Origin of the sequence: Gemmobacter sp. (assembly GCF_046292685.1) — a bacterium.
GTDB lineage: Bacteria > Pseudomonadota > Alphaproteobacteria > Rhodobacterales > Rhodobacteraceae > Wagnerdoeblera.
The window spans coordinates 70250-94466 of record NZ_JBKBQM010000005.1 but is presented as its reverse complement, the minus strand read 5'-3'; the positions used below and the strand labels follow the sequence as shown (position 1 = coordinate 94466).

Here is a 24217-nt window from a genome sequence, read left to right as displayed (position 1 = left end):
ATAGCTGAACAGCGACCCGCTCGCCTCGTCCGTCCCGCGCATCATCACCCCCACCGTTGTCGTGCAAAGGGTGAATCATGTTCCTAACTCCGGGTCGAGGGCTGACTTCTTCAGCAGCCTGTTAGAGTCCGGCCCAAGGAAGGGACGGCCAATGAGGCGAACGAGATTCATGGACGAGCAGATCATCGGCATCCTGGTCGAGCACGAGGCAGGCGCGAAGTGCGCTGCCCACGCCATGCCGATGCAGGCAGCGGTCCAGACCCGAGCGCGAGACCTGCGGGTTCCGGAACGCCCGCACCACGGCCGGCGGATCATCGAGCGAGACCGGCAGCGCCTCGCGCAGCGCCATCGCCACGGCGTCCTGCGCCGGCGTCAACGTTCAGCAGGGAAACGATCCCCCGGGGGGCTGTCGAGAAAGCCCCCTGCCTGCTGATCGCCGCGTTGCACTGTTGCCAGGTCAAGGCCGTCGCAGGCCGTGACGTGCGATTTTTCCGTTTTCTGTGATGACCCCCTGTTGGTTCAAGGGGGTCGAGCCCGGGCTCTGCGCCCCCCGGTTGACGCGCCGCTGGGCAAGCTCCCGGCCGAATTTCGCCGCATGGACGATCCGGCTGCCATCGCCGCCGCCGGCATGCCGGGGCCGTTCCGGGACGCGGGTTTCGGCAACGGCAAAGCGCGCCAAAGACCCGGGTCGGTCGAACCCGGCAAGGCCATGTCGATCCAGACGTTGAATCCCGCCCGTTCACCGCGTGACGCTCGCGCATGACCAGGACGAGGCGATGCAGCTGGCCGACCTCGTGGTCGTGATGTCGATGGGCCGGATCGAGCAGTTCGGCAAGCCGCAGCACCTTCGCGCGCAGCCGGCAACGCCTTTCGTGCGCGCATTCGTGGCCGCATGACGGGGGCCCCTGCACGACACGACACCGGGGGCATCGGCGCCGCTTTTCCGCCGATGCCTTGCCGTGCCGCCGCGTGGCGGCATCGGCCCCATTGCGCCGCGCGCCGCACAATGCGAAATTGCCGTGCATGAACCGGGCGCGGCACACAGACGGACAGTTGCAGCGGGTGTGGGTTGCCGCACTCGTCACGCTGTCGCTGCTGCTCAGCTGAATCGGCGCCACTGCGCGGCCCGGCGCGACGCCTGCGCCTGGCCCGGCGCAGATCGTGGCCGCCCTGTCGCCGGACGAAACCGCAACGCTTTCCCCGGCGACCAAATCGCAACGCCCTGTCGAACAGCGCGCCGATGGCGACCCGGTGGCCGACCTGCCGCCTGCGGGCCTTGCGCTGGTCGCGCCGTCGCCTGCGGGCGTACAACGCGCCCGGGCCGCTGCGGTCCTGCCCGCGGCGCATCAGCCGCTGCGGCCCGAACCAAGGGCACCCCCGCTGGCCTGACGGGGCCTTGCGGCGCGGCGCCTTGCGCCGGTCTTGCGGCCCGCTCCCTTGCCTTGCAAACCCGCCGGACCCTGCCCGACCGGACCGCTGCGGTCCGGCGCCTGCGGCAAAGGCTCCGGTCCCTTGCCGCATCCGGCCGGCCCTGCCCTTGCGTCCTCGCGCCGCAGGCGCCGGCACAAAGGACCGCTCATGTCGCGAACCGTTCTGTGGAAACGCCTTCTCATCTGGGGCGTCTGTATCTGGGGGCTGCTTTTTGCCCTGCCCAATGCCTTCTACCCGCAGGTGGAACGGCACAACGATGCCGCGGCCATCCTGGCCGAAACCGGCACCCTGCCGCCCGATCGCGCCGCCGATCTGGCCGGCTGGCCGGCCTGGATGCCGGCCAGCCTGGTCAACCTCGGCCTCGACCTGCGCGGCGGGGCGCATCTTCTGGCCGAAGTCCGGGTCAGGGAGGTTCACGCCGCCCGGATGGAATCGCTCTGGCCCGAGGTGCGCGATGCCTTGCGCGCGCTTCAGGATCAGGTCGGTGCCGTGCGGCGCCAGCCCTCGGCCCCCGACCGGTTGCGGGTCGAGGTGGGAAATCCCGCCGGCATGGCCGCGGCCTTGCAGGCCGTGCGCGCGCTGGCCACGCCGGTTTCCGGCCTCACGGGCATCGGCCAGTCCAGCCTCGCGGTCAGCGCCGAGGGCAACACGCTGGTCATCACCCTGACCGAGGCCGAACGGCGCGCGCTGGACGAACGCACCCTCCAGCAATCGCTGGAAATCATCCGCCGCCGCGTGGACGAGGTCGGCACCCGCGAACCCACCATCATGCGCCAGGGCGCCGACCGCATCCTGATCGAGGTGCCCGGTCTGGGTTCGGCGGCAGAACTCAAGGCGCTGATCGGCACCACGGCCAAGCTGACCTTCCACCCCGTGCTGGGCCGGGCAACCAGCGAACAGGGCGCCGGCAAGCCCGGCGACCTCGTGCTGCCTTCGGCGAACGAACCGGGCGTGTTCTATGCGCTCGACCGCACCCCGGTCGTCACCGGCGAAGACCTGGTCGATGCGCAACCATCCTTCGACCAGAACAAGCGCCCCGCCGTCAGCTTCCGCTTCGACCCGGCCGGGGCGCGGGTGTTCGGCGACTACACCGCCGCCAACATCGGCAAGCCCTTTGCCATCGTGCTCGACGGCAAGGTGATCTCGGCCCCGGTGATCCAGAGCCACATTCCCGGCGGCTCGGGCATCATCACCGGGCAATTCACCCTGCAGGACAGCACCGAGCTTGCCGTGCTGCTGCGCGCCGGGGCCTTGCCCGCCGGTATGGACTTTCTGGAAGAACGCACCATCGGCCCCGAACTCGGCAAGGACAGCATCGAGGCCGGCCAGCGCGCCGCGGCGATCGGCATGGCGGCGGTCGTGGCCTTCATGGTGGCCTGCTATGGCGGCTTCGGGCTGATGGCCAACCTGGCGCTGGCGCTGAACATGGGGCTGCTGCTGGCGGCGCTGTCGGCGATGGGCGCCACGCTGACCCTGCCGGGCATCGCGGGCATCGTGCTGACGATGGGCATGGCGGTGGATGCCAACGTGCTGATCTTCGAGCGGATCCGCGAGGAGTTGCGCGCCGGCCGCCCCGCCGCCCGCGCCATCGACATCGGTTTCGACAAGGCGCTTTCGGCCATCGTCGACAGCAACATCACCGGCCTGCTGACCGCGATCATCATGTTCGCCATCGGCTCGGGGCCCGTGCGCGGCTTTGCCGTGACCCTGGGGCTGGGGATCCTCACCTCGATGTTCACCGCCGTCTACGTCACGCGGCTGATCGTCGAAACCTGGATGCGCTGGAAACGGCCGAAAACCATCGCCTTGCGCGGCCTGCTGCGGCTGGCACCGGAAAAGACCGCCATCGACTTCTTCCGCTTCCAGTGGCTGACCTTCGGCATGTCGGCGGCGGCGGTCGTGGGCTCGCTGCTGCTGGTGGCGACGATGGGGCTGAACTTCGGGATCGACTTCAAGGGCGGCACCTCCATCCGCGCCGAAAGCACCCATGCCATCGACGTCGGCGCCTATCGCGGCGCCCTCAACGGGCTGTCCCTGGGCGACGTGTCGATCACCGAGGCGTTCGATCCCGCCTTCCGCCCCGATCAGCACGTGGCCAGCATCCGCATCGAGGCGCAGGACGGGTCCGAGGCGCTGGCACCCGCCGTGGTGGGCCAGGTGGAATCGGCCCTGCGGCAGGTGGACCCGGCCGTTGCCTTTACCGCGGTGGAATCGGTCGGCCCCAAGGTTTCGGCCGAGCTGATCTGGCTGGCGCTGGCCGCCGTGGGCGCGGGGGCGGCGGGCATCCTGATCTATGTCTGGATGCGGTTCGAATGGCAGTTCGCGGTCGGAACGGTGGCGGCGCTGGTGCATGACGTGGTGGTCACCGTCGGCATCTTTGCGGCCTTCGGGTTGAAGTTCGACCTGACCATCGTGGCGGCGCTGCTGACCATCCTCGGCTATTCGGTCAACGATACCGTCGTCATCTTCGACCGGCTGCGGGAAAACCTGGCCAAGTTCAAGACCACGCCGCTGCGCGACCTGATGAACCTGTCGGCCAACGAAACGCTGGGGCGCACGCTGATGACGGCGACGACCACGCTGATCGCGCTGGTGGCGCTGCTGGCCTTCGGCGGCGACGTGATCCGCGGCTTCGTGCTGGCGATGCTGCTGGGGGTGATCCTCGGCACCTGGTCCACGCTGTATGTCGCCAAGAACATCGTGCTGTTCCTTGGCGTCGACCGCAGCGAAAAGGTGCGGCGCAAGCCCGACCACGCGTTCGCGCATATCGACGCCTGATCTCGGCCGGGAACCCGCGCGCCTTGCGGGTTCCCGGCACCGCTGCCGGTTTTCAGGGTCTGTCCGATCATGCTGCACGCGCCTCTGCCCGCCGGCGCCGATGCGCCGACGCCTGCCGCCCTTGCGCCCGACCGCCCCGGCCCAGCGGCCCGGCCGCCGCCACCGCCGCCGCGGCGCAAGCCCCTGTCCGAAATCCTGTCCGACATCGCCGCCGATCCGATGCGCGCGTTCCTGGCCATCGCCGAGCTCATCGCGCTTCTGGGCGGCCGAGGGCGGGCAGCGCTGATCCTGCTGTTCGCCGCGCCCGATGTGCTGCCCGCGCCGCCCGGGGTTTCGGGTCTGCCGCTGCTGTATCTGGCGGTGCAGTTGATGCAGGGGCGCCTGCCCTGGCTGCCGCAGGCGATCGGCGCGCGCGGGATGCCGCGCAACCGCTGGGACGGCGCATCCAGCCCGGCATCGGGGAACATGCGCAAGGTCAACCCGGCCGCGGCATCGGTAACGACGCGGTAAGCCTCCCACCCGCGCACCTCGCCGCGCATCAGCGCCACCAGTTCGGTCCGCCGGTTGGCCAGGCTTTCGGGCGTGGCGATATAGGTCTGCGAAGGCACGGCATAGCCGTGGTCGGCCCTCAGCATGGTCACCGACTCGATCCCCTGCACCGCCATCGCCACCCGCCGCCGCCCTTGCCCGCGCATCTGCAACCGCTTCTGGCCCGCATGGCGCAGCTGACCCACGGCGCGCTCCATGTGCTGCTGCTGGTGCTGCCGGTGGCGGGCTATGTCCGGGTGCGGGCCGGCGGCTTTCCCGTCGAGGCGCTCGATGCAATGGGCCTGCCCGCGCTGGTGCCGCGCTCCGAGGCCCTGGCCGAAGCCGCCAAGGCCCTGCACTTCGGCGCCGCCTTCCTGCACGCGGTCATCCTGCGCGACGGCGTGTTTCAGCGCATGTGGCCGCCGGCGCCGCGCTAGCGGCCCGCGCCGGGTGCCCCGGCGGCAGCCTCCGGCGCGCAGCCCAGCCGGATCGCGCGCACAAAGCTCTGCGCGATTTCGGCCGGGGTAGTCTTGCCCTTGGGGTTGAACCAGACCGGCACCCAGTTCAAGGCCCCCAGCAGTTGCAGCCGCAGCAGGCGCCGGTCGGTGCCGGGGCGCAGGTCCACCGCGGCGAACAGGTCGTGAAACAGGGTTTCGTAACCGTTCCGGTGCGCCTTGAGCCTGGTGTTCAACTCGTCGCGGTCCTTGGGAAAGTTCGGCGACACGATGGTCACCAGGCTGCCGCTGCCCAACAGCGCCTGCAGATGCGCCACCGCCGCTGCCTCGATGCGAGCCCAGGGGTCGGTCACGCCGTCCAGCGCGGCACGGACCTGGTCGGTCATGCTGGTCACGACCCGCTCGTGAATATCCAGCAGCAGGTCTTCCTTGGACGCGAAATGATAGTAAAGCGACCCCGGCAGCATGTCGACCGCGGCCGCGATGTCGCGCATCGACGTGCCGTCGAAGCCCCGGCGCGCGATCAGCTCGGCCGCCTTGTCCAGCACCTTTTGGCGCTTGCTGGGGCGCGCGGCCCTGGGTTTCGGCGCCGATGCGGCGGGTTCGGTCCGGGTCTTGGGCAAATCGCGGGTTCCTGTGCTGTCTCTGGTTGGCTTCTACCGAATGTTTGTTTGAAAATCACCGAAAAACAAGCAGGATGATGCCGACGATACCGCAGGAGCATCGGAATGCGACAAGGGCAGGCACATCTGACGGTCGACGGGCCGGTGGCCCGGATCGCCTTTTCGAACCCCGACCAGGGGTTCATGGACCGCGCGATGGAGGCAGAGCTGCTGGCCGCGGTGGAACGGGTCGAGGCCGACCCCGCCATCCGCGTCTGCGTGCTGGTCGGCGAAACCCCCGGCGTGTTCATCCGCCACTACGATCTCAAGGTTCTGGCCCCGCAATCGGCCGGCATGATCGCGCGCGGCATGGCGTTTGCCGAAGACCGCCCCGTGCGCGAAGGCAGCATCCACACCGCCATGCGCCAGATGGAACAGGGGCGCGCGATCTATGTTGCGGCGCTGAACGGCACGGCAATGGGCGGCGGGTTCGAACTGGCGCTGGCCTGCGACCTGCGCATCGCCCAGACCGGCGCGCATCGGTATGGCCTGCCGGAAATCAACCTCGGCATCCTGCCCGGCGCCGGCGGCACGCAGCGGTTGCCGCAACTGGTGGGGTTGTCGCGGGCGCTGGCCATGACCCTGACGGGCGACACGCTGGATGGCCCCGGCATGGTCGCCTGCGGCCTGGCTGTGACCTGCACCGACGATGCCGAGGCCGCGGCCCTGGCCCTGGCCCGGCGGCTGGCCAACAAGCCGGCACGGGCGCTGGGGCACATCAAGTCGCTCGTGCGCCGGGCCGCCGCCGCCGACCCGGTGCTGCTGGCGGCAGAACGCACGCTGTTCTGCGACCTGATGGTGCAACCCGACGCCGCGCGCCTGCTGGCCGAAGGCGCCGCCGGCACGCGCACCATCACCGACGAGCCCTGACGCCCCGCAGCGCGGCCCGCGCCGGCGCCCCTGCCCCGCACGCCCCTCGCCCGGTCGTCAACCCTTCGCATCCTCCCGAACCAACCGCAGCACCGCCGGTGTGGCGGCGGGGGCGACGGAACGGCGGGGGCTGCATCCGGCCCGTGCAGCGCAGGCGGCGACCCTTGCCGCGCCCCGCCGAGGGGCGCGCAAGAGGGCGAAAGATCGGCCGGTCGGCCAGCACGCTCCGCCGAAAGCCGGCGCGAGGGCAGATGGCGGCCGGCCCTGGCGCAGGATACTGCCCGCCGGCAGGCCAGCGCGTCTGCGCGCGACGTCGTCCGCGCGGCCGACCCCGGCGCAAACTCAGGCCGAACGGGGCCGGCCCGCGCCTCGTCCGGCATCCCCGCATCGCAGTCCGCCGGCCACCGGACCAGACCGCCGCGACACGCCCCCCCAGGGCCGCCCGCGCCTTCACCGCCACCCCCCTGCCGCGCCCGCGCGCCGCCCCCCTTTCACCTTGCCGCAAATATCCCGGGGGGCCGGGGGCAGCGCCCCCGGACTCCGGCCGCCCCGCGCAAGACCTCGGGGCAGGCCCCGCTCTGCGACCTTGCCGCCGCTGGGCGCGCATGTGTTAACACTTCGTGAAAATCGCCGCGCAACCTATTGATTTCATTGGCTCGCCTGAATGTCCCTCGCAGGGACGGCGGCCCGGGCGCTCCGGCCGGGCGGCGCCGGGCGCGGCGCGCTCAGCCCCCAGGCGCCTCCAGCAGGATCACCGAACAGGCGGCTTCGTCGAACCCGATCACCCCGCCGCCGTTCTCGGCCAGCGCGATGCGGGCGCGGTCGGTCTGGCGCGGGCCGGCCTCGCCGCGCAGCTGCAACACCAGCTCGTCCACCATCGAAAGCCCCGTCGCGCCCACCGGGTGCCCCTTCGACACCAGCCCCCCCGACAGGTTCACCGGCAGCCGCCCGCCCAGCCGCGTCGCACCGCTGGCCACCATCGGCCCGCCTTGCCCCGCCTCGGCAAAGCCCAGCATCTCCAGCTGGAAAATCTCGCAGAACGAGGTCGCGTCGTGGACCTCGGCCAGGTCCACATCCGCCGGGGTCAGGCCGGCCTTGGCATAGGCGCGCTGCGCGGCCACGCGGCTCAGGCCCGGCTCGTCGGGGGCGCGATACTTGCCCCCCGTCAGCACCGAGGCGCGCACCTTGACCGCGCGCGCCCGCACCTCGGCCGGCTGGCGCGCCAGCAGCGCGCCCGACACCAGAATCGCCGCCGCCGCCCCGTCGCCGATCGGCGCGCACATCGACCGGGTCAGCGGCCAGGAAATCTCGCGGTCGGCCAGCACCTGCTGCACCGGCACCTCGAAACGATACTGCGCCTTGGGGTTCATCGACCCGTGCCAGTGGTTCTTGGAGCTGGCAAAGGCGATCTGTTCGCGGGTGGTGCCGTGGTGCCTCATGTGCCAGGCGGCCTGCATGGCATAGGTATCCATGAACAGCGTGCCGCCCCCGGCGTTCGGCACGAAGGGCTTGCCCGATTCCTGCCCGCGGGCGGTGTAATAGGCCTGCCATTCCGCCGGGTCGAACTGGTCGATCCCGCCTTCGAAGATTTCCAGCGTGCGCGCGGCATCGCCGGGGAAGAACGTCTTTTCCACGCCGATGGCGAGGCTTGCCTCCATGTCGCCCGAGGCGACATCCTTCCACGCGCCGTGGAACGCCATCGAGGCGGTGGCGCAGCCCCCTTCGACGTTGATGATGGGCGCGCGTTCGGGAAACAGCCCGTCGCGCACCAGCGGGGTAAAGCAGACCTGCCCGCGGATGTTGCGCTGGCCGAACGTGCCCATGCCGCAGTTGCCGAACCACGCCTGTTCCAGCGCGGCGCCGGTTTCCCAGCCGGCATCGGCCAGCACGGCGCGGTAGACCTCGGCGGTCAGCGCCTTGAAGGTGTCGTCCGGCCGCTTGCCGAAGGCGGTCGAGGCCGAGCCCAGGATCCAGACATCGCGCATGGGTTCACTCCGCCGTCAGGATGATCTTGCCGTCGCGCCCGCCCTGGCCGGCATGGGCCAGCGCCTCGGCCACGCGGTCCAGCGGATAGCGTGCCGCGACGGCCTGATGCGACAGGCCCTGCGCCAGCCGTTCGTTCAGGATGCCCTGCAAGGCCCGCATCCGGTCGGCGCTGGCGGTGGCATACCATTGCGCCAGCCAGAACCCGCGCAGGCGCACGTCGCGGAACACCAGATCCCGCGCCTCGACCTGCGGCGGCGCGCCCGACAGCAGGCCATAGACCGAAACCGTGCCGCCCGGGGCCACCGCCGCCGCCAGCGCCGCCGTGGCCGCACCGCCGATGGCATCGAGCGCCAGTTTCGGCGCCACGCCCCCGGTGGCCGCCAGGATGGCCGCGGCCAGATCGCCGCCCCGGTCCACGATCACCGCATCGGCCCCGTCGGCGTGCAAGCCCGCCTCCAGCCCGTCGCGGCGCACGATGTTCACCGTCTTCAACCCCTTGTCGCGGGCAAACCGCGCCACCAGCCGACCCACGGCGGAATTGGCGGCGTTCTGCACCACCCAGTCGCCGGCCGCCAGGGGCACGATGTCGGTCAGCATCAGTTCGGCGGTGGCGGGGTTGGCGCGCATCATCGCGGCCTGTTCGGGGTCGGCCCCCGCGGGCGCCTTGGGGGCCATGCGTTCGGCCAACACCACCGTATCGGCCCAGAGGCCCCCGCCCACCGGCAGCACCGCATCGCCCACCGCAAGGCGCGACACCCCTTCGCCCACCGCATCGACGATGCCCCAGGCGCCCACGCCGGGCGTGGCCGGCAAGGCCAGCGGCTCGGCGCCATAGCGACCTTCGATCGACAACAGGTCGGCGGGGTTGATCGTCATCACCTTCAGCCGCACCCGCACCTGACCAGGGCCGGGGGTGGGGTCCGGTTCCTGGACCACCTCGATCACCCGGGACGGGTCGCCGTGCCGGCGGAACAGGGCGCGCTTCATGCCTTGACCTCGCGTTTCTTCAGCTGCCGCAGATCGACGATGCCGGGCGCCTTGCGCGGGTCGTCCAGCCCCGGAAAGATCAGCCCCTTGCGCACCTTCTGCGTGCCGGTGCGCGGCAGATCGTCGACAAAGGCGACCCAGCCCGGCAACTTGTAATAGGCGATCAGCGCGCGGGCATGGTCGAACACCGCCCTTGCGGTGGCCGCATCGCGCGCCCAGCCGGCAACGGGCAGTATGCAGGCCATCACTTCCTCGTCGCGCATCTCGTCGGCCACGCCGATCACCGCGACCGCCTCCACCGCCGGGTGGCCGATCAGGGCGTTTTCCACCTCGGCGGCCGAGATGTTTTCGCCCGAGCGGCGGATGATGTTCTTGCGCCGCTCCACGAAGTGCAGCATCCCGTCGGGTTCCTGCACCACCACATCCCCGGTGTGGAACCAGCCCGAACGCCAGGCTTCGGCCGTGGCCTCGGGGTTCTTGAGATATTCGCGGAAGAAGCCCTGCCGCGGGTCGGGGCCATGCGCGCGCACCACCAGTTCGCCTTCGGTGCCGGGGGGCACGGGGGCGCCTGCATCATCCACCACGCGGGCGTCCATGTCGGCGCTCGGCTTGCCGAAGGCGCGGGTGTGGATGCGGCGCGGCTCGTGCACATCGCCCAGGAACCGGCCGGTTTCCGTCATGCCCCAGACCTCGACCATCGGAATGCCGAAGCGCTGCTCGAACTCCTGATGGATCTGCGGGTCCAGCCCCGCGCCCAGGCCGAAGCGCACGGTATGGGCGGTTTCCGCCAGCTCGGGCGGGCGCTTCATCAGGATCGGCGGGATGATCCCCAGATAGTGCATGGCGGTGGCGCGCGTGGCCACCAGATCGGCCCACCAGGTGGCCGGGTGGAAACGGTCGGGCAGGATCAGGCAGTTGCCGGTCAGGATCAGCGCGGTCAGCGTGTTGATGCCGGCGTTCACGTGGAACACCGGCAAGGGCACATAGACCCGGTCCGCCCGGTGCTGCAAGGCCAGCCGCCCGCCAAGCCGCGCATAGGACAGGCCGACGGCAAAGTGGTATTCATGGTCGATGACGCAGCCCTTGGGCCGCCCGGTGGTGCCCGAGGTATAGATCAGCGCGGCCTCGGCCTGCCGCCCGGCCCGCGCGGGGCGCGGGGCAGCACGCGGGCCGGGCAGCGGCGCCCCGGCCAGCGCGACCGGCACCCCCGCCGCCTCGGCCACGCGCCGCAGCTGCGCGATGTTGTGCGGCAGGCCGATGGCCAGGTCGGCCTCGGAATGTTCCAGCAGCCAGGCCAGTTCGTGGTCCAGATAGTCGGGGTTCACCGGCACCTGCGTCGCCCCCAGCGCGTAGAGCGCCAGCTGGGTGAAGGTGTGCTCGGGCCGGTTGTCCAGCATCAGCGCCACGCGGTGCCCGGCGCGGTAGCCGGCCGCGTGCAGCGCGACGGTGCGGGCCGTCACCTCGGTCAGCGCGCGACCATAGCTGTATTCCGCGCCTTCGGGTGCATAGGCCCGCCCGGCGCGCGGCGGCACGCACAGGAACGGCAGGTCGGGGTGCGTGGCGGCAGCGATGGCAAAGGCCTCGTAGACCGTGGCGCAACGCGCGGCCAGCGCCTCGGCCGCGGTCTGCGCCGGGGCTCCGTCGATCAGGGGCGGGAGGGGGCGCATGGGTCAGACCCGCTCGATCAGCATGGCCATGCCCTGCCCGGCGCCCAGGCACATCGACAGCACGGCATAGCGCCCGCCGGTGACGCGCAGATGCTCGATGGCGGTCATGCACATGCGCACGCCTGTCAGCCCCGGCGGATGGCCCAGCGAGATGCCGCCGCCGTAAAGGTTGTGCAGGTCGCGCGGGATGCCCAGCTCGCGCTCGGCATGGATGTTCACCACGGCGAAGGCTTCGTTGATCTCGAAATAGTCGATGTCCGAAACCTTCAGCCCGCGCTTTTCCAGAAGACCTCGGATGGCGGGCACCGGCCCGTGCCCCATGATCCGCGCCGGCACGCCGACCACGTGCCAATCCACCAGCCGGGCCTGGGGCGTGCCGCCCGCGGCCTCCATCGCCGCGCGGTCGCCCACGATGACGAAGCCCGCGCCATCGGTCACGCCGCTGGAATTGCCCGCCGTGACCTTGCCGCCTTCGCGGAAGGCGGGGCGCAGCCGCGCCAGCTTTTCGGGCGTGGCGTCGCGGCGGGGGAATTCGTCCACCGCAAAGCTGCGGGTGCCGCGGCCGTCGGGCACCTCGATGGGCACGATCTGGCGGGCAAGGAACCCCGAATCGATGGCCGCCGCCGCGCGCGCCTGGCTCATGGCGCCCCATTCGTCCATCGCCTCGCGGCTGTGGCCGAAGTCTTCGGCCAGATTCTCGGCCGTCTCGCCCATGTATTCCTGGCTGAAGGGGCAGCGATAGGCCCAGTCCAGCGTATCCTCCAGCGCCGCCGGGCCGCGGCCCAGCCCCCAGCGCGCCCCTGCCACCGCATGCGGCGCACGCGAGTAACACTCGGCCCCGCCGGCCAGCGCCAGCCGGGAATGCCCGCTTTCCACCTGTTGCCCGGCCGACAGAATCGCCTGAAGCCCCGAGGCGCAGGCCCGCACCACCGCCAGCGCCCCGGCGGATTCCGGGATGCCGGACTTGATGCCGACCACCCGGGCGGCAAACAGCGTGTCGCGGTCGGTCGGAACGGTGGTGGTGAACACCATGTGGTCGATGGCCTCGGCCGCGATGCCCGACCGGGCCACGCAGGCCCGCGCCGCATGGCCGGCCATGTCGGTCAGGCCCACGCCTTTCAGCGACCCGCCGTAATTGCCCATCGGTGTGCGCGTGCCCGCGGTGATGACGATTTCGCCCATGATCCTGCCCCTATCCGTTCAACCGCACCGGCAGACGCCGGGTTCCGCGCGGCACCATCGCATCCAGCCATTCCGGCGCCTCCTGCGGGTCCAGCGCCAGCGCGGGAAACCGCGCGAACAGCTTTTGCACCGCAATGTGCCCTTCCACCCGCGCCAGCCGCGCGCCCAGGCACAGGTGAATGCCCTGGCCGAAGGTCAGATGCCGGTTGGTGCGCCGCGTGATGTCGAAGGTGTCGGGCGCGTCGAAGATGCGCGGGTCGCGGTTGGCGGAATTGACCATCACGAACACCCGCTCGCCCGCGCGCAGCGTCTTGCCGTGCAGGCGGTGATCCCGGGCCACCACGCGCACCAGCGCGTTGGTCGGCCCGTCGAAGCGCAACACCTCCTCGATGGCCGGTTCGATCAGCGCCGGGTCGGCGCGCAGCATCGCCAGCTGTTCGGGGTGGCGCAGCAGCAGCAGCGTGGCATTGCCGATCAGGTTGGTGGTGGTCTCGTGCCCGGCGAACAGCACCAGGATGCAGGTTGCCACCAGTTCGTCGGTGCTCAGCGCATCGCCTTCGTCGCGCGCGTCGATCAGATCCATCAGAAAGCCCGGGCGCGGATCGGCGCTGCGTTCCAGGATCAGCTTGCGGAAATAGTCCGCCATCAGCCGGCAGCCCCGCGCCGCGCGTTCGTATTTGTCGCCCGAATTGCGCGCCCCGCCGATGAACACCGCCATGTCGTCGGACCACTGCTTGAAATCGTCCAGCATGTCGCGCGGCACGTCCAGCAGATCCATGATGACAAAGGCCGGCAGTTGCAGCGCATAGTCGCGGATCAGGTCGATGCGGTTTTCGCCCCGCGCCTGCATCCGGTCCAGCAGCAGGTCGGCAATCGACTCGATCCGCGGGCGCATCGCATCGATTGCGGCCGGGGTAAAGGCATGGCGCAGGATGCGGCGCAACCGCGTGTGGTCGGGCGGGTCGCGGAAGGCCAGCCACAGGTTCAGGTAATGCACCACGTCGCGCAACAGCTCCGCGTCCTGCGGCGGCAGCGATTCGTAAAACGCCGTCAGCCGGTTGACCGACAGGTGATCCGACAGCAGCAGGTCGCGCACGTCGGTATAGCGCGTCACGATCCAGGACTTGAGCGAGGGGCTCCAGTGCAGCGGGTCTTCCTCGCGCAGGCGGGCATAGACGGGGAACGGGTCCGCCATCACCGCCGGGTCGGAGGGGTCATAGACTAGGGCCTCGGCCGGGGCGGCGTTGTGCATGTTCCGGTGCTCCATCGCGGGAAGGCGGGCATTGCTACCAAACAGATGTTTGTTTAGCATTAAGCCAGCCGCCCCCGCCGCACAAGCCCGTTGTGGGCGCCAAGCCATCCGCCCGCCTTCGCAAGGAGTGAGGAATGACCGACACGCTGGACGACCCGCAGGTCTTTCTGCCCGACCTGTTCGCCACCCACGCCCGCTTTCACCCCCGCAAGGAGGCGGTGATCTGCGGCGAGGTGCGCCGCACCTGGGGCGATTTCGATGCCGGCATCAGCCGCGTTGCCCATGCCCTGCTGGCCGATGGCGTGCAAAAGGGCGAAAGGGTCGCGCTGTTGATGGCGAACTCGGTCGAGATGCTGGAATGCACCTTCGGCGTGGTGCGCGCCGGGGGCGTGGTGGTGCCGCTGTCGGGCCTGCTTACGCCCGACCAGCTCGCGCACCTGATCGCCGACAGCGGCGCGGTGCGGGTGATCGTGTCGGCCGCCTTCCACCCGGCCGCGCAGGCGATCCGCCCGCGCCTGCCGCAGGTGCCGCCGACCGGCTGGATTTCTGCCGGCTTTGCCGGCGACGGCTGGCGCAGGCTGGAAGATTTCACCGCCGGCCAGCCCGCCACCGTGCCCGATGTGCGCTACGCGCTGACCGACGATTTCAACATCATCTACTCCTCGGGCACCACGGGCCTGCCCAAGGGCATCGTGCAGACCCACCGCGCGCGGCTGCACTGGGCGTTTTCCAACGCGGTGGAAATGGGCTTTACCGACCAGTCCCGCGCGCTGACCACCACGGCGCTGTATTCCAACGGCACCTGGCTGATGATGCTGCCGGTGCTGTTTGCCGGGGGCACGCTGGTGGCCATGCCCGCCTTCGACCCCGGCGCCTTCCTGGAGATCGTCCCGCGCGAAGGCATCACCCACACCTTCATGGTGCCCACGCAATACCAGATGGTGCTGGCCCATCCGGGCCTGGCCACCGCCGACCTGTCGTCGCTGCGCTGCATGCTGTCGGCCGGATCGGCGCTGCGCCGCGACGTCAAGCGCGAGATCATGGCCCGCATCTCGCCCCATCTGATCGAGATGTATGGCTTTTCCGAAGGCTTCTCCACCATGCTCAAGCCCGGCGCCCCGCCGGAAAAGTTCGCCTCGGTCGGCACCCCGGTGCTGGGCTTCGACGTGCGCATCGTCGATGACGCCGGCGCCGAATGCCCGCCCGGCACGCCGGGCGAAATCGCCGGCTATGGTGCGGGCATGATGAAGGGTTATCACAACCGCCCCGACGCAACCGCCGAGCTGATCTGGCGCGACGAACGCGGCCGCAGCTTCATGCGCTCGGGCGATATCGGCATGCTCGATGCCGACGGCTACCTGCACATCCTCGACCGCAAGAAGGACATGGTGATTTCCGGCGGCTTCAACGTGTTCCCCGCCGATGTCGAGGCTGTGGTGGGCCAGCACCCCGAGGTGTTCGACGTCACCGTCATCGGGGTGCCGCACGACAAGTGGGGCGAAAGCTGCCTGGCGCTGGTCATCCCCAGGCCCGGCACCACGCCCGATTGCGCCGCCTTGCGCGACTGGGCCAACGCACGGCTGGCCAAGCATCAGCGGCTGGTCGGCGTGGAACTGCGGGACGAGTTTCCGCGCAACGCGCTTGGCAAGGTGCTGCGGCGGCTGTTGCGCGAACCCTATTGGCAAGGCGTGCGGACATGACCCTGCGAATCGGCGTGGTGGGGGCCGGGGCGATCGGCGGCTTTCTGACCGCGCATCTGACCCGCGCAGGCGGGTCGGTGCATGTGCTGGCGCGCGGTGCCACGCTGGCGGCCTGGCGCGACCACGGGCTGACGCTGACCGACGATTCGGGCAGCTTTCACGTGCGCCCGGCGCAGGTGGCGGCCGCGGCCGCAGACATCGGGCCGGTGGACCTGATCCTGTTCACCGTCAAGGGGCAGGACAGTGTGGCCGCCGCCGCCGCGATGGCGCCGATGGTCGGGCCAGAAACCCGGATGCTCAGCTTTCAGAACGGGCTGGCCGGGGTGGAACACATGGCCGACCGCTTCGGCGCCGCACAGGTGCTGGCCGGGGTAACCTACGTGCCCGCCACCGTGCCCGAACCCGGGCAGGTGCGGCACACCGGCCCGATGCGGCGCTTCGTGTTCGGCCCGCTGTCGGGGCCGATGCCCGCCGCGGCGCAGGGCCTGGCCGCGCTTGGCACCGCGGCGGGGCTCGACATGCAGCTGCGCGACGACCCGATGCCCGACATCTGGGCCAAGTTCATCATCCAGGCCGCCTTTCACCTGGTCAGCGGGCTGACGCGCCTGCCGCTGGGGGCTTGGGTGGGGGTGGAGGAGACGTATCGGGTCTATGCCCGCGCGATGGAGGAGGTCGCCGCCATCGCCACCGCGCTTGGCGTGGCGCTGCCCGAAGGCGTGGTGCAACGCAACCTCGACTTCAGCCGCAACACCGCCGACCCGCGCACCCGTGCCTCGATGCTCGACGATCTGGAACGCGGCCGCCCGCTGGAAATGGAGGCCACCATCGGCTGGCTGGTGGCACAGGCGCGCCGCAAGGGCGTGCCCGTGCCGGTGCTGGAAATGGGGCGCGCGCTGCTCATGCCCCATCAGGCGGGTCAGGTGGCGTAGTCCGCCCCCATCCGGTCCAGCCGCCGCTTCAGCGCGGTGAACTCCATCACCCCCAGGCCCGCGCCGAAACCGCGCATGGCCTGGGCATGGGTCAGATCCTGCACCGCCTGCGGCGGAGTCACCACGGCACCGCCCGCCTGCGCGGCCACCTGGATGCGGCAGGCTTCCTCGGCGTAATACAGCATCACGAAACATTCCGGGATGGTCCGGCCGCAGGCCAGGATGCCGTGGTTACGCAGGAACATGATTTGCCCCGTCGGCCCCAGATCGGCCAGCAGGCGCTTCTGCTCGTCCATGTTCAGCGCCAGGCCCTCGTAATCGTGATAGCGGATCAGATCCTTGTAGAGCAGCGCCGTCTGGCTGATCGGCAGCAACCCCCCGGCCTGCGCCGAAACCCCCGCCCCCGCCGGCGTATGGGTATGCGCCACGCACAGCAGGTCGTGCCGCCCGCGATGCACGCAGGAATGAATCACATAGCCCGCCGGGTTGATGCGATGCGTCGTGTCGCCGATGATGTTGCCGTCCAGGTCCACCTTGACCAGGTTCGAGGCCTTCACCTCGTCATACATCAGGCCGAACGGGTTCAGCAGGAAATGCTCCTCGGGGCCCGGCACCCGGGCCGAGATGTGGTTGTAGATCAGGTCGTCCATGCCGAAATGCGCCACCAGGCGATAGAACGCGGCCAGATCCACGCGCGTGGCCCATTCGGCATCGTCCATTCCGGCCGGTTTCGCGGCGCGAAAATCGGTTGCGGCAGTCATGGCATCTCCTCCCTCGGGGTTTTTCGCCCGAACCGCCGCCTCCTCGCAGCCCGGTTCCGGCACGCGATAATTATGCTTGCGAGACTACGCATTTTCCCGCAATTTGAACAGGTGTTTGTTTGGCAAAAGAGTCTCGTGTCGAACGCGACCCGCCGATCCGACGCAACAACTGCCGACCGGCCGGACAAGACCGCCGCTGCCGGCTGGTGCATCCAAGGGGAGGAAAGGATGACACTGAACCGCCGTAGCTTCATCAGGCACAGCGCCGTTGCCGGGGCCGGTGCCGCGGCAACCGCCGTCGGGCTGGCCACGCCGGCCCTGGCCCAGGGCAAGCGGGAACTGACGATGGTCATGGCCTGGCCGCACAATTTCCCCGGCCTTGCCTCCATCGCCTACAATTTCGCGAAGTTCGTCGAGGAACTGTCCGACGGCCAGATCACCATCAAGGTGAACGCGGCCGGCGAACTGGTCGGCGCGCTCGAGGTGTTCGATGCCGTGGGCCAAGGCACGGCCGACGTCTACCACAGCTCGGTCAGCTTCCTGGCCTCCAAGTGGCAGCCTTGCGCCTTCTACGGGCTCGTGCCCTTCGGGCTGAACGTCACGGAGCACTGCGGCTGGATGTATTACGGCGGCGGGCAGGAGCTTCAGCAGAAGATCTACCGCGACATGTTCAACCTCATCCCCTTCACCTGCGGCCAGACCGGCACGCAGATGGCGGGCTGGTTCAACAAGGAAATCAACAGCCTCACCGACTTCCAGGGCGTCAAGATGCGCAGCTCGGGCATCGCGGGCGAGGTGATGCGCCGCGTCGGCGCCAGCGCGGTGATGATTCCGCCGCAGGAAATCTTCACATCGCTGCAATCGGGCGCGATCGACGCGACCGAACTGTGCTGCGCCTGGCTCGACATCGCCAACGGCTTCCACCAGCACACCAAGTATTACTACACCCCCGGCTGGCAAGAGGTGAACAGCGCCGGCGAAATCGGCATCAACGCCGACCTGTTCGACAGCTTCACCCCGCTGCAGAAGAAGATCATGCAGCACGCGGCGCAATCGGCCAACTCGATGAACATCGGCGAATGGCCGTATTTCAACGCCAAGGCGATGGAAACCCTGCGCACCGAACACAAGGTCGATGTGCGCAGCTATCCCGACGACGTGCTGATCGCGCTGGCCAAGACCTCGCAAGAGGTGATGGCCGAACTGGGCCAGACCGACGACTACGCCAAGGAAACCTACGCCAGCTGGAAGGCCTATCGCGACGAGGCGATCCAGTATTCGGCGCTGGTGGATTACCCGACCTACCGCGCGCGCAAGCTGGCGTTCGAAAACGGCGCCTGATCGCGCGCCGCCTCTGCCACCCCCGGCCGGCCCCTTGCCGGCCGGGGTTTCTGCCTGCCGCCTCGGGAGTATCGCCTTGCGTCTGCTGGACCTGACCATCGCCGTGCTCGACGGCATCACCGCGCTGATCGGGCGGATGGTGTCGTGGCTGGTGCTTTACATGGTGCTGATGACCTTCGTGAACGTGGTGCTGCGCTACATGTACGGCATCGCCAACATCGCCATGATCGAAACGGTGCTCTATGCCTTTGCCATCGTCATGGCGGCCACCGGCGGCTGGACGCTGATGCGCAACGAACACGTCCGCATCGACATCCTCTATGGCAAGAAGCCCCCGCGCACCCGCGCCGCGATCGACCTGGGCGGCAGCCTGCTCTTGCTGGCGCCGGTGCTGTGGGTGATCTGGAACGCGAGCTATCCTTATGTGCAGCGGTCCTGGCGGCTCAAGGAAACCTCGTCCGACGTGGCGGGCCTGCCCTATGTCTACCTGCTCAAGTCCTTCCTCCTCGTCTTCGTCGCGGTGCTGGCGGTGCAGGGTGTGGCTTTCGCGCTGCGCAACCTGCGCATCCTGTTGACCGGGCGCGAAGACGCCCCGACCGTTCCGGCAGAGGGCACGCGGTGATTCACGAATACCTTGAAATCGGCCTGTTCCTTACGGCCATCGTCCTGATGATGCTGGGCTTTCCGGTGGCCTTCACGCTGGCGGGCACCGCACTGATCTTTGCGGTGATCGGCCAGTGGTTCGGCATCTTCCAGTTCCGGCAGCTCAACTTCCTGCCGCAGCGCATCTTCGGCATCATGTCGAACGAGGTGCTGATCGCCGCGCCGCTGTTCATCTTCATGGGGCTGATGCTGGAAAAGTCCCGCGTCGCCGAAGACCTGCTGCTGACCATGACGCGGCTGTTCCGCGGCCTGCGCGGGGGGCTGGCGCTGTCGGTGGTGCTGGTGGGCATGCTGATGGCGGCCTCCACCGGCATCGTCGGCGCCACGGTGGTGACGATGGGGCTGATCGCGCTGCCGGTGATGCTGAAACAGGGCTACGACCCGCGCCTTGCCACCGGCGTCATCTGCGCCTCGGGCACGCTGGGGCAGATCATCCCGCCCTCCATCGTGCTGGTGTTCCTGGGCGATATCCTGACCTATGCCAACCAGCAGGCCAACCTGAAGGCCGGCAAGGCCAGCGGCGTTTCGGTAGGCGTGGGCGACCTGTTCGCCGGCTCGCTGGTGCCGGGGCTGCTGCTGGTGCTGGCCTATGCGCTTCATGTCGTGGTGCTGGCCTGGATGCGCCCCGCCTCTGCCCCCGCGATGGTCGAACAAGCGGGCGCCGCCGACCTGACGCGCGGCCAACGCTGGGCGATGTTCTGGGGCGGGCTCGTGGCCCCCGGCGCGCTGGTGGTGGCGGTGCTGGGCTCGATCCTCGGCGGCATCGCCACCCCGACCGAGGCTGCGGCCGTGGGCGCCATCGGGGCCACGCTGCTGGCAGGGATCCGGGCGGCGTCGGGGCGCGGTGTCGGGCTGATGCTGGCGGGCGTGGCCGCGGCCATCGGGCTCATGGTCATCAACGGCTTCTTCAACCTCTTGATCCTGCGCGAGGATTTCAGCCCCACCGAAACCGCGATGCTGTGGCTTTCCTTCGGGCTGGTGGCGGTGATGGCCCTGGCCGTGGGCCTGGCGCTGTGGCATGTGCTGCGGCTGGGCGTGCTGACGGCGGTGGTGGAAACCACCGCGCGCATCTGCGGCATGATCTTTGCCATCCTGGTCGGGGCCAGCCTGTTTTCGCTGACCTTCCGCGGCCTTGGCGGCGAGGAAACGGTGCACCACCTGCTGCAGTCGCTGCCGGGCGGGCTGACCGGGGCGATGATCTTTGTCATGGCGCTGATGTTCCTGATGGGGTTCTTCCTCGATTTCCTGGAAATCGTGTTCATCCTGGTGCCGATCGTCGGGCCTTCGCTGATCCTGCTCGGGGCCGATCCGGTGTGGCTGGGGGTGATGATCGCGGTGAACCTGCAGACCAGCTTCCTCACGCCGCCTTTCGGCTTTGCGCTGTTCTTCCTGCGCGGGGTGGCGCCGCCTTCGGTGACCACGCCGCAGATCTATGCCGGGATCATCCCCTTCGTCGCCATCCAGATCCTGATGCTGGTGGTGATTGCGCTGTTCCCGGTGCTGGCCACCGGCCTGCCGCACCTGCTGTTCCGCTAGTCCGGCCCTTGCAGCGCCGGCCGGCGGGCCATGTCGGCGCTGCGCAGCATGGGCACCCGGCGGCCCGACCCCGGCGCGGCCAGCACGTGCCCGGCCGTCGGGGCCCGCTGCCAAAGGCCGGCCGGCATTGACACCGCCACGCCTGTGCCTAGGGTTGGCGCCCAAGCCCCAAGCCACAGGCCCGCGATGACCCCTCCCCCTGCCCCGCCCGGCCCGGTCGACCTGGCGATCACCTTTTTCTACTACCAAGACCTGCCGCGGGCTTGCGCCTTTTACGAACGGGTGCTGGGGCTGAAACTGGCGATCGACCAGGGCTGGTCGCGCATCTATCGCATCGCCGGGCAGGCGCATGTCGGGCTGGTGGACGAAACCCGCGGCATGCACCGCGCCGCCGACCCCAAGCCGGTGCAACTGTGCCTCCGGGTGCCCGATGTCGATGCCTGGCACGCCTGGGCGGCCGCGCAAGGCGTGGCCGGCCTGACGGCACCGCGCAATTCGCCCGAACTCGGCATCCGCGCCTTCGTGTTCAACGACCCCGAAGGCTATCAGATCGAAGTGCAGGCGGTGCCGGGCTGACGCCGCCCGCCCTCCTGCACCGCACCACCCCGAAAGGACAGCCCATGACCCGCCTGACCACCTCTGCCGCCGGCGTGTTCGTCATTGCCGCGACACCCTTCCTGCCCGATGGCGCGCTGGATTACGACAGCCTCGACCGGATGACCGAGTTCTACCTCGAAGCCGGGGCCACCGGCCTTACCATCCTTGGCATCATGGGCGAGGCGCCCAAGCTGACGGCGGCGGAATCGCAGGCGGTGGTGGCGCGGGTGCTGGCCCGGGTGGCGGGCCGGGTGCCGGTGGTGGTGGGCGTCTCCTCGCCCGGCTTCGCGGCGATGACCGAGCTTTCGGCCGCCGCGATGGATGCCGGCGCCGCCGGCGTGATGATCGCCCCGCCCGGCTCCTTGCGCACCGACGACCAGATCGTCGCCTATTATCGCAACGCGGCCGAGTTCATCGGCGACACGCCTTTCGTGTTGCAGGATTTTCCTCTGGTGACCGGCGTGCAGATCAGCGTGCCGGTGATTGCGCGCATCGTGGCCGACCTGCCCACCTGCGTCTGCCTCAAGCACGAGGACTGGCCGGGGCTGGACAAGATCAGCGCCTTGCGCGCGCCGGGGCGGCTGGACCGGCGCATCTCCATCCTGTGCGGCAACGGCGGGGTCTTCCTGCCCGAGGAAATGGCCCGCGGCGCCGATGGCGCGATGACCGGCTTTGCCTACCCCGAGATGATGGTGGACGTGACGCGCCTGATGGCCGCGGGCGACCCCGACCGCGCGCAGGATCTGTTCGATGCCTACCTGCCGCTGGCGCGGTTCGAACAGCAGCCGGGCCTTGGCCTTGCGGTGCGCAAACATGTGATGATGCGCCGCGGGATCATCGCGCACGACACCCAGCGCCGCCCCGGCGCCGCGCTGTCGGCCGCCTCGCGCGCCGAGGTGGACCGGCTGATGGCCCGCCTCGCCCGCCGCCTGGCCGAACTGGGCTAGGCCGCCGCCGCGGCCGGCACGAAGGCCAGGTCGAACCGCACCTGCCCCGGGGCGACCCGCTGCGCCACCGCGACCCCCATCGCGCGGGCCAGCGCCTGCACGATCGACAGGCCCAGCCCCATGCCGCCCGACCCGCTGCCATTGGCAAAGCGGCCCTCGGCCAGCACAGGGTCGGCGGCCGGGTTCTCGATGCTCAGCCGGGCATCCGGGGTCAGGCGGATGCGGATGTCGCCGGTGCCGTGTTCGGCGGCGTTTTCCAGCAGGTTGCGCAGCAGGATCGCCAGCGCGTCGGGGTCGGCCGCGACCATCAGGCTTTCCAGGTCGCTGTCGTCGAACCGGATCGGGTGGCGGCAGACGGGGCGCAATTCATCGATCAGCAGGCGCAGGATGCGCAGCAGGTCCGCCGGCCCGCGCCCGATGCCCACCCCGGCCTCGGACCGCGCCAGCTGCAACAACCGTTCCACCCGCCGCGCCAGCGCATCGACCAGCCCGACCGCCGCCGCCGCGTCGGGGTCGGCCGAAAGCTCCAGCCGCGCGCGGATGGTGGCCAAGGGCGTGCGCAGCTCGTGCGCGGCATTGGCCACGAAATCGCGCTCGGCCTCGCGCATGTTGCCGATCCGGCCCAGATAGCCGCCGAAGGCCAGCGCCAGCGGTTGCAGCTCGGCCGGCAGGTCGCCCACCGCCACGGGCGACAGGTCGTCGGGCCGCCGCGCCGCCACCGCCTGGGCCAGCGCCTGCACCGGCGCCACCGTTTCGGCCGTGGTCCGGCGCAGGCCCCACAGCAAGCCCGCAATCAGCGGCAAGGCCAGCACCAGAAAGGCCGAAGCCGCCTCCAGCATTTCCTCGCGGCGCCAGCTGCGGGCGTGGGCCGCCTCGATCACCGCGCGCTCGGCGCTGCGGCGCAGGATGCGCCAGCCGGCCACGTCGTGAAACCCGTCCTGCGTCAGCGGCGGCCAGGGTGCGGGCGGCACCACGCCGCCTTCGGGCACCACGCGCAGGATGCGCTCGCCGTCGCGGGTTTCCACGCCCAGATTGCGCGGAAACACGTTTCCTTCGGCCGCATCCAGAAACAGCACCGTGGTTTCGACCAGCGCCTGCAGTTCCTCGTCGAACATCTCGTTCAACTCGTAGTCCAGCAGCACCATCGACAGCGCGATCGTCGCCAGCCAGGCGCCGACCACCAGCCCCAGCACCCGACCCGCCAGCCGGCGACGCAGCGACCAGGGCCGGGCGGCGGCGGTCATGGCAGCACATAGCCCAGGCCGCGGCGCGTCTCGATGACGCTGGCGCCCAGCTTCTGGCGCAGGCGCGAGACATAGACCTCGACCGCATTGCCTTCGATGGCGGCATCGAAGCTCGACAAGGCTTCCTCCAGCGCGGCTTTCGACAGCACGCGGCCGCGCGCGCCCAGCAGCGCATCGAACAGCGCCCATTCCCGCGCGGTCAGCCGCACCTCGGCCCCGTCGCGCCACAGCCGCGCCGCCGCGCGGTCCACCTCCAGCCCGGCCACCTGCAACCGCGCCTCCGGTGCCCCCTGCCCGCGCCGCGCATGGGCGCGGATGCGCGCGGCCAGTTCGTGCAGGTCGTAAGGCTTGAGCACGTAATCGTCGGCGCCCGCGTCCAGCCCGGCAATGCGGTCGCTGATCTGTTCGCGCGCAGTGGCGATGATGACCGGCGTGCGGTCCCCCGCCGCGCGCCAGCCGCGCAGCACCGACAGGCCGCTGCCGTCGGGCAGGCCCAGATCCAGCACCACGCAGGCATACTCCGCCACGTCGCGCGCCGCCCGCGCAGTGGCGGCATCGGGGGCATGATCCACGACGTGCCCTTCGGCCTGCAGAAAGCGAAGGGCCGACTGGGCAAGCTCGGGGTTATCTTCGACGAACAGCAACCTCATGCCCCTGCATAGCGCCCCGCCCGCCCCGGGGCGACGGAAAATTTGCGCGAG

Annotated in this window: 21 protein-coding genes and 2 pseudogenes; 13 read left to right on the top strand and 10 right to left on the bottom strand. The window is 69.9% G+C overall.

Annotated features, from left to right (window positions below):
* Window positions 1–223: 223 nt before the first annotated feature.
* Window positions 224–376 (bottom strand): annotated as a pseudogene (locus ACK4S2_RS02690) (IS481 family transposase); the annotation flags it as partial.
* Between the two features lie 370 nt (window positions 377–746).
* On the opposite strand from ACK4S2_RS02690, the pseudogene ACK4S2_RS02685 reads away from it, so the two are divergent.
* The 5 genes and pseudogenes from ACK4S2_RS02685 to ACK4S2_RS02665 all read left to right on the top strand — a co-directional run.
* Window positions 747–896, top strand: a pseudogene (locus ACK4S2_RS02685) (putative 2-aminoethylphosphonate ABC transporter ATP-binding protein); the annotation flags it as partial.
* 265 nt (window positions 897–1161) lie between these two features.
* A complete protein-coding gene (locus ACK4S2_RS02680; RefSeq protein WP_409620050.1) occupies window positions 1162–1389 on the top strand; it encodes a hypothetical protein in 228 nt (75 codons plus the stop codon).
* Window positions 1390–1578: 189 nt separating this feature from the next.
* Entirely contained in the window at window positions 1579–4209 is a 2631-nt protein-coding gene (gene secD, locus ACK4S2_RS02675; protein WP_409620048.1) for a protein translocase subunit SecD, read from the top strand.
* Window positions 4210–4278: 69 nt separating this feature from the next.
* Window positions 4279–4719: an exopolysaccharide biosynthesis protein gene (locus ACK4S2_RS02670; protein WP_409620046.1), complete on the top strand. Its 441-nt coding sequence runs from the start codon at window positions 4279–4281 to the stop codon at window positions 4717–4719.
* A gap of 173 nt (window positions 4720–4892) precedes the next feature.
* Complete coding sequence (locus ACK4S2_RS02665) at window positions 4893–5174, top strand: hypothetical protein (protein ID WP_409620044.1); 282 nt, start codon at window positions 4893–4895, stop codon at window positions 5172–5174.
* On the opposite strand, the gene ACK4S2_RS02660 is transcribed toward ACK4S2_RS02665, so the two are convergent.
* Window positions 5171–5740: a TetR/AcrR family transcriptional regulator gene (locus ACK4S2_RS02660; RefSeq protein ID WP_409620042.1), complete on the bottom strand. Its 570-nt coding sequence runs from the start codon at window positions 5738–5740 to the stop codon at window positions 5171–5173. The genes ACK4S2_RS02665 and ACK4S2_RS02660 overlap by 4 nt on opposite strands.
* A 180-nt stretch (window positions 5741–5920) precedes the next feature.
* Between ACK4S2_RS02660 and ACK4S2_RS02655 the strand changes: the two genes are divergently transcribed.
* Window positions 5921–6724 (top strand): enoyl-CoA hydratase/isomerase family protein, encoded by an 804-nt coding sequence (locus tag ACK4S2_RS02655; RefSeq protein WP_409620040.1) that lies wholly within the window; start codon window positions 5921–5923, stop codon window positions 6722–6724.
* Window positions 6725–7449: 725 nt separating this feature from the next.
* On the opposite strand, the gene ACK4S2_RS02650 is transcribed toward ACK4S2_RS02655, so the two are convergent.
* Genes ACK4S2_RS02650 through ACK4S2_RS02630 form a run of 5 tightly spaced genes read right to left on the bottom strand, consistent with a single transcriptional unit; the run spans window position 7450 to window position 13798 of the window.
* Window positions 7450–8709, bottom strand: a complete 1260-nt coding sequence (locus tag ACK4S2_RS02650) for a thiolase family protein (protein ID WP_409620038.1) — start codon at window positions 8707–8709, stop codon at window positions 7450–7452.
* A gap of 4 nt (window positions 8710–8713) precedes the next feature.
* Window positions 8714–9697, bottom strand: a complete 984-nt coding sequence (locus ACK4S2_RS02645; RefSeq protein ID WP_409620036.1) for a zinc-dependent alcohol dehydrogenase family protein — start codon at window positions 9695–9697, stop codon at window positions 8714–8716.
* Window positions 9694–11364: an AMP-binding protein gene (locus tag ACK4S2_RS02640; protein ID WP_409620034.1), complete on the bottom strand. Its 1671-nt coding sequence runs from the start codon at window positions 11362–11364 to the stop codon at window positions 9694–9696. Before ACK4S2_RS02640 ends, ACK4S2_RS02645 begins: the two co-directional genes overlap by 4 nt.
* A gap of 3 nt (window positions 11365–11367) precedes the next feature.
* Window positions 11368–12546: a thiolase family protein gene (locus tag ACK4S2_RS02635; RefSeq protein WP_409620032.1), complete on the bottom strand. Its 1179-nt coding sequence runs from the start codon at window positions 12544–12546 to the stop codon at window positions 11368–11370.
* A gap of 10 nt (window positions 12547–12556) precedes the next feature.
* Complete coding sequence (locus tag ACK4S2_RS02630) at window positions 12557–13798, bottom strand: cytochrome P450 (protein ID WP_409620030.1); 1242 nt, start codon at window positions 13796–13798, stop codon at window positions 12557–12559.
* A 134-nt stretch (window positions 13799–13932) separates the two neighbouring features.
* Between ACK4S2_RS02630 and ACK4S2_RS02625 the strand changes: the two genes are divergently transcribed.
* Together ACK4S2_RS02625 and ACK4S2_RS02620 are read left to right on the top strand one after the other, a co-directional pair.
* Window positions 13933–15498, top strand: a complete 1566-nt coding sequence (locus ACK4S2_RS02625; RefSeq protein ID WP_409620028.1) for a class I adenylate-forming enzyme family protein — start codon at window positions 13933–13935, stop codon at window positions 15496–15498.
* Window positions 15495–16427: a ketopantoate reductase family protein gene (locus ACK4S2_RS02620; RefSeq protein WP_409620026.1), complete on the top strand. Its 933-nt coding sequence runs from the start codon at window positions 15495–15497 to the stop codon at window positions 16425–16427. The genes ACK4S2_RS02625 and ACK4S2_RS02620 overlap by 4 nt, the downstream gene beginning before the upstream one ends.
* On the opposite strand, the gene ACK4S2_RS02615 is transcribed toward ACK4S2_RS02620, so the two are convergent.
* Window positions 16415–17188 carry a class II aldolase/adducin family protein gene (locus tag ACK4S2_RS02615; protein WP_409620024.1) on the bottom strand — a complete coding sequence of 258 codons (774 nt, stop codon included), beginning with the start codon at window positions 17186–17188 and terminating at the stop codon, window positions 16415–16417. The two genes, ACK4S2_RS02620 and ACK4S2_RS02615, sit on opposite strands and share 13 nt — an antisense overlap.
* A gap of 228 nt (window positions 17189–17416) precedes the next feature.
* Here ACK4S2_RS02615 and ACK4S2_RS02610 point away from each other — a divergent pair, with 228 nt between their 5' ends.
* The 5 genes from ACK4S2_RS02610 to ACK4S2_RS02590 all read left to right on the top strand — a co-directional run bounded on the left by ACK4S2_RS02610 (window position 17417) and on the right by ACK4S2_RS02590 (window position 22272).
* On the top strand, window positions 17417–18529 hold the full coding sequence (locus ACK4S2_RS02610; protein ID WP_409620022.1) for a TRAP transporter substrate-binding protein: 1113 nt from the start codon (window positions 17417–17419) through the stop codon (window positions 18527–18529).
* Between the two features lie 76 nt (window positions 18530–18605).
* Window positions 18606–19151, top strand: a complete 546-nt coding sequence (locus ACK4S2_RS02605; protein ID WP_409620020.1) for a TRAP transporter small permease subunit — start codon at window positions 18606–18608, stop codon at window positions 19149–19151.
* Window positions 19148–20728 (top strand): TRAP transporter large permease subunit, encoded by a 1581-nt coding sequence (locus tag ACK4S2_RS02600; RefSeq protein ID WP_409620018.1) that lies wholly within the window; start codon window positions 19148–19150, stop codon window positions 20726–20728. The genes ACK4S2_RS02605 and ACK4S2_RS02600 overlap by 4 nt, the downstream gene beginning before the upstream one ends.
* A 186-nt stretch (window positions 20729–20914) precedes the next feature.
* Entirely contained in the window at window positions 20915–21304 is a 390-nt protein-coding gene (locus ACK4S2_RS02595) for a VOC family protein (protein ID WP_409620016.1), read from the top strand.
* 44 nt (window positions 21305–21348) lie between these two features.
* Window positions 21349–22272, top strand: a complete 924-nt coding sequence (locus ACK4S2_RS02590) for a dihydrodipicolinate synthase family protein (protein WP_409620014.1) — start codon at window positions 21349–21351, stop codon at window positions 22270–22272.
* Here ACK4S2_RS02590 and ACK4S2_RS02585 read toward each other — a convergent pair.
* Complete coding sequence (locus tag ACK4S2_RS02585) at window positions 22269–23516, bottom strand: histidine kinase dimerization/phospho-acceptor domain-containing protein (protein WP_409620012.1); 1248 nt, start codon at window positions 23514–23516, stop codon at window positions 22269–22271. The genes ACK4S2_RS02590 and ACK4S2_RS02585 overlap by 4 nt on opposite strands.
* A complete protein-coding gene (locus tag ACK4S2_RS02580; RefSeq protein ID WP_409620010.1) occupies window positions 23513–24166 on the bottom strand; it encodes a response regulator transcription factor in 654 nt (217 codons plus the stop codon). Before ACK4S2_RS02580 ends, ACK4S2_RS02585 begins: the two co-directional genes overlap by 4 nt.
* Window positions 24167–24217 lie beyond the last annotated feature (51 nt).

Coding starts and splice junctions, on each gene's coding strand:
- secD (WP_409620048.1), top strand. CDS start 1,579: ATGTCGCGAACCGTTCTGTGGAAACGCCTTCTCATCTGGGGCGTCTGT.
- ACK4S2_RS02670 (WP_409620046.1), top strand. CDS start 4,279: ATGCTGCACGCGCCTCTGCCCGCCGGCGCCGATGCGCCGACGCCTGCC.
- ACK4S2_RS02655 (WP_409620040.1), top strand. CDS start 5,921: ATGCGACAAGGGCAGGCACATCTGACGGTCGACGGGCCGGTGGCCCGG.
- ACK4S2_RS02650 (WP_409620038.1), bottom strand. CDS start 8,709: ATGCGCGATGTCTGGATCCTGGGCTCGGCCTCGACCGCCTTCGGCAAG.
- ACK4S2_RS02645 (WP_409620036.1), bottom strand. CDS start 9,697: ATGAAGCGCGCCCTGTTCCGCCGGCACGGCGACCCGTCCCGGGTGATC.
- ACK4S2_RS02640 (WP_409620034.1), bottom strand. CDS start 11,364: ATGCGCCCCCTCCCGCCCCTGATCGACGGAGCCCCGGCGCAGACCGCG.
- ACK4S2_RS02635 (WP_409620032.1), bottom strand. CDS start 12,546: ATGGGCGAAATCGTCATCACCGCGGGCACGCGCACACCGATGGGCAAT.
- ACK4S2_RS02630 (WP_409620030.1), bottom strand. CDS start 13,798: ATGCACAACGCCGCCCCGGCCGAGGCCCTAGTCTATGACCCCTCCGAC.
- ACK4S2_RS02625 (WP_409620028.1), top strand. CDS start 13,933: ATGACCGACACGCTGGACGACCCGCAGGTCTTTCTGCCCGACCTGTTC.
- ACK4S2_RS02620 (WP_409620026.1), top strand. CDS start 15,495: ATGACCCTGCGAATCGGCGTGGTGGGGGCCGGGGCGATCGGCGGCTTT.
- ACK4S2_RS02615 (WP_409620024.1), bottom strand. CDS start 17,188: ATGACTGCCGCAACCGATTTTCGCGCCGCGAAACCGGCCGGAATGGAC.
- ACK4S2_RS02610 (WP_409620022.1), top strand. CDS start 17,417: ATGACACTGAACCGCCGTAGCTTCATCAGGCACAGCGCCGTTGCCGGG.
- ACK4S2_RS02595 (WP_409620016.1), top strand. CDS start 20,915: ATGACCCCTCCCCCTGCCCCGCCCGGCCCGGTCGACCTGGCGATCACC.
- ACK4S2_RS02590 (WP_409620014.1), top strand. CDS start 21,349: ATGACCCGCCTGACCACCTCTGCCGCCGGCGTGTTCGTCATTGCCGCG.
- ACK4S2_RS02585 (WP_409620012.1), bottom strand. CDS start 23,516: ATGACCGCCGCCGCCCGGCCCTGGTCGCTGCGTCGCCGGCTGGCGGGT.
- ACK4S2_RS02580 (WP_409620010.1), bottom strand. CDS start 24,166: ATGAGGTTGCTGTTCGTCGAAGATAACCCCGAGCTTGCCCAGTCGGCC.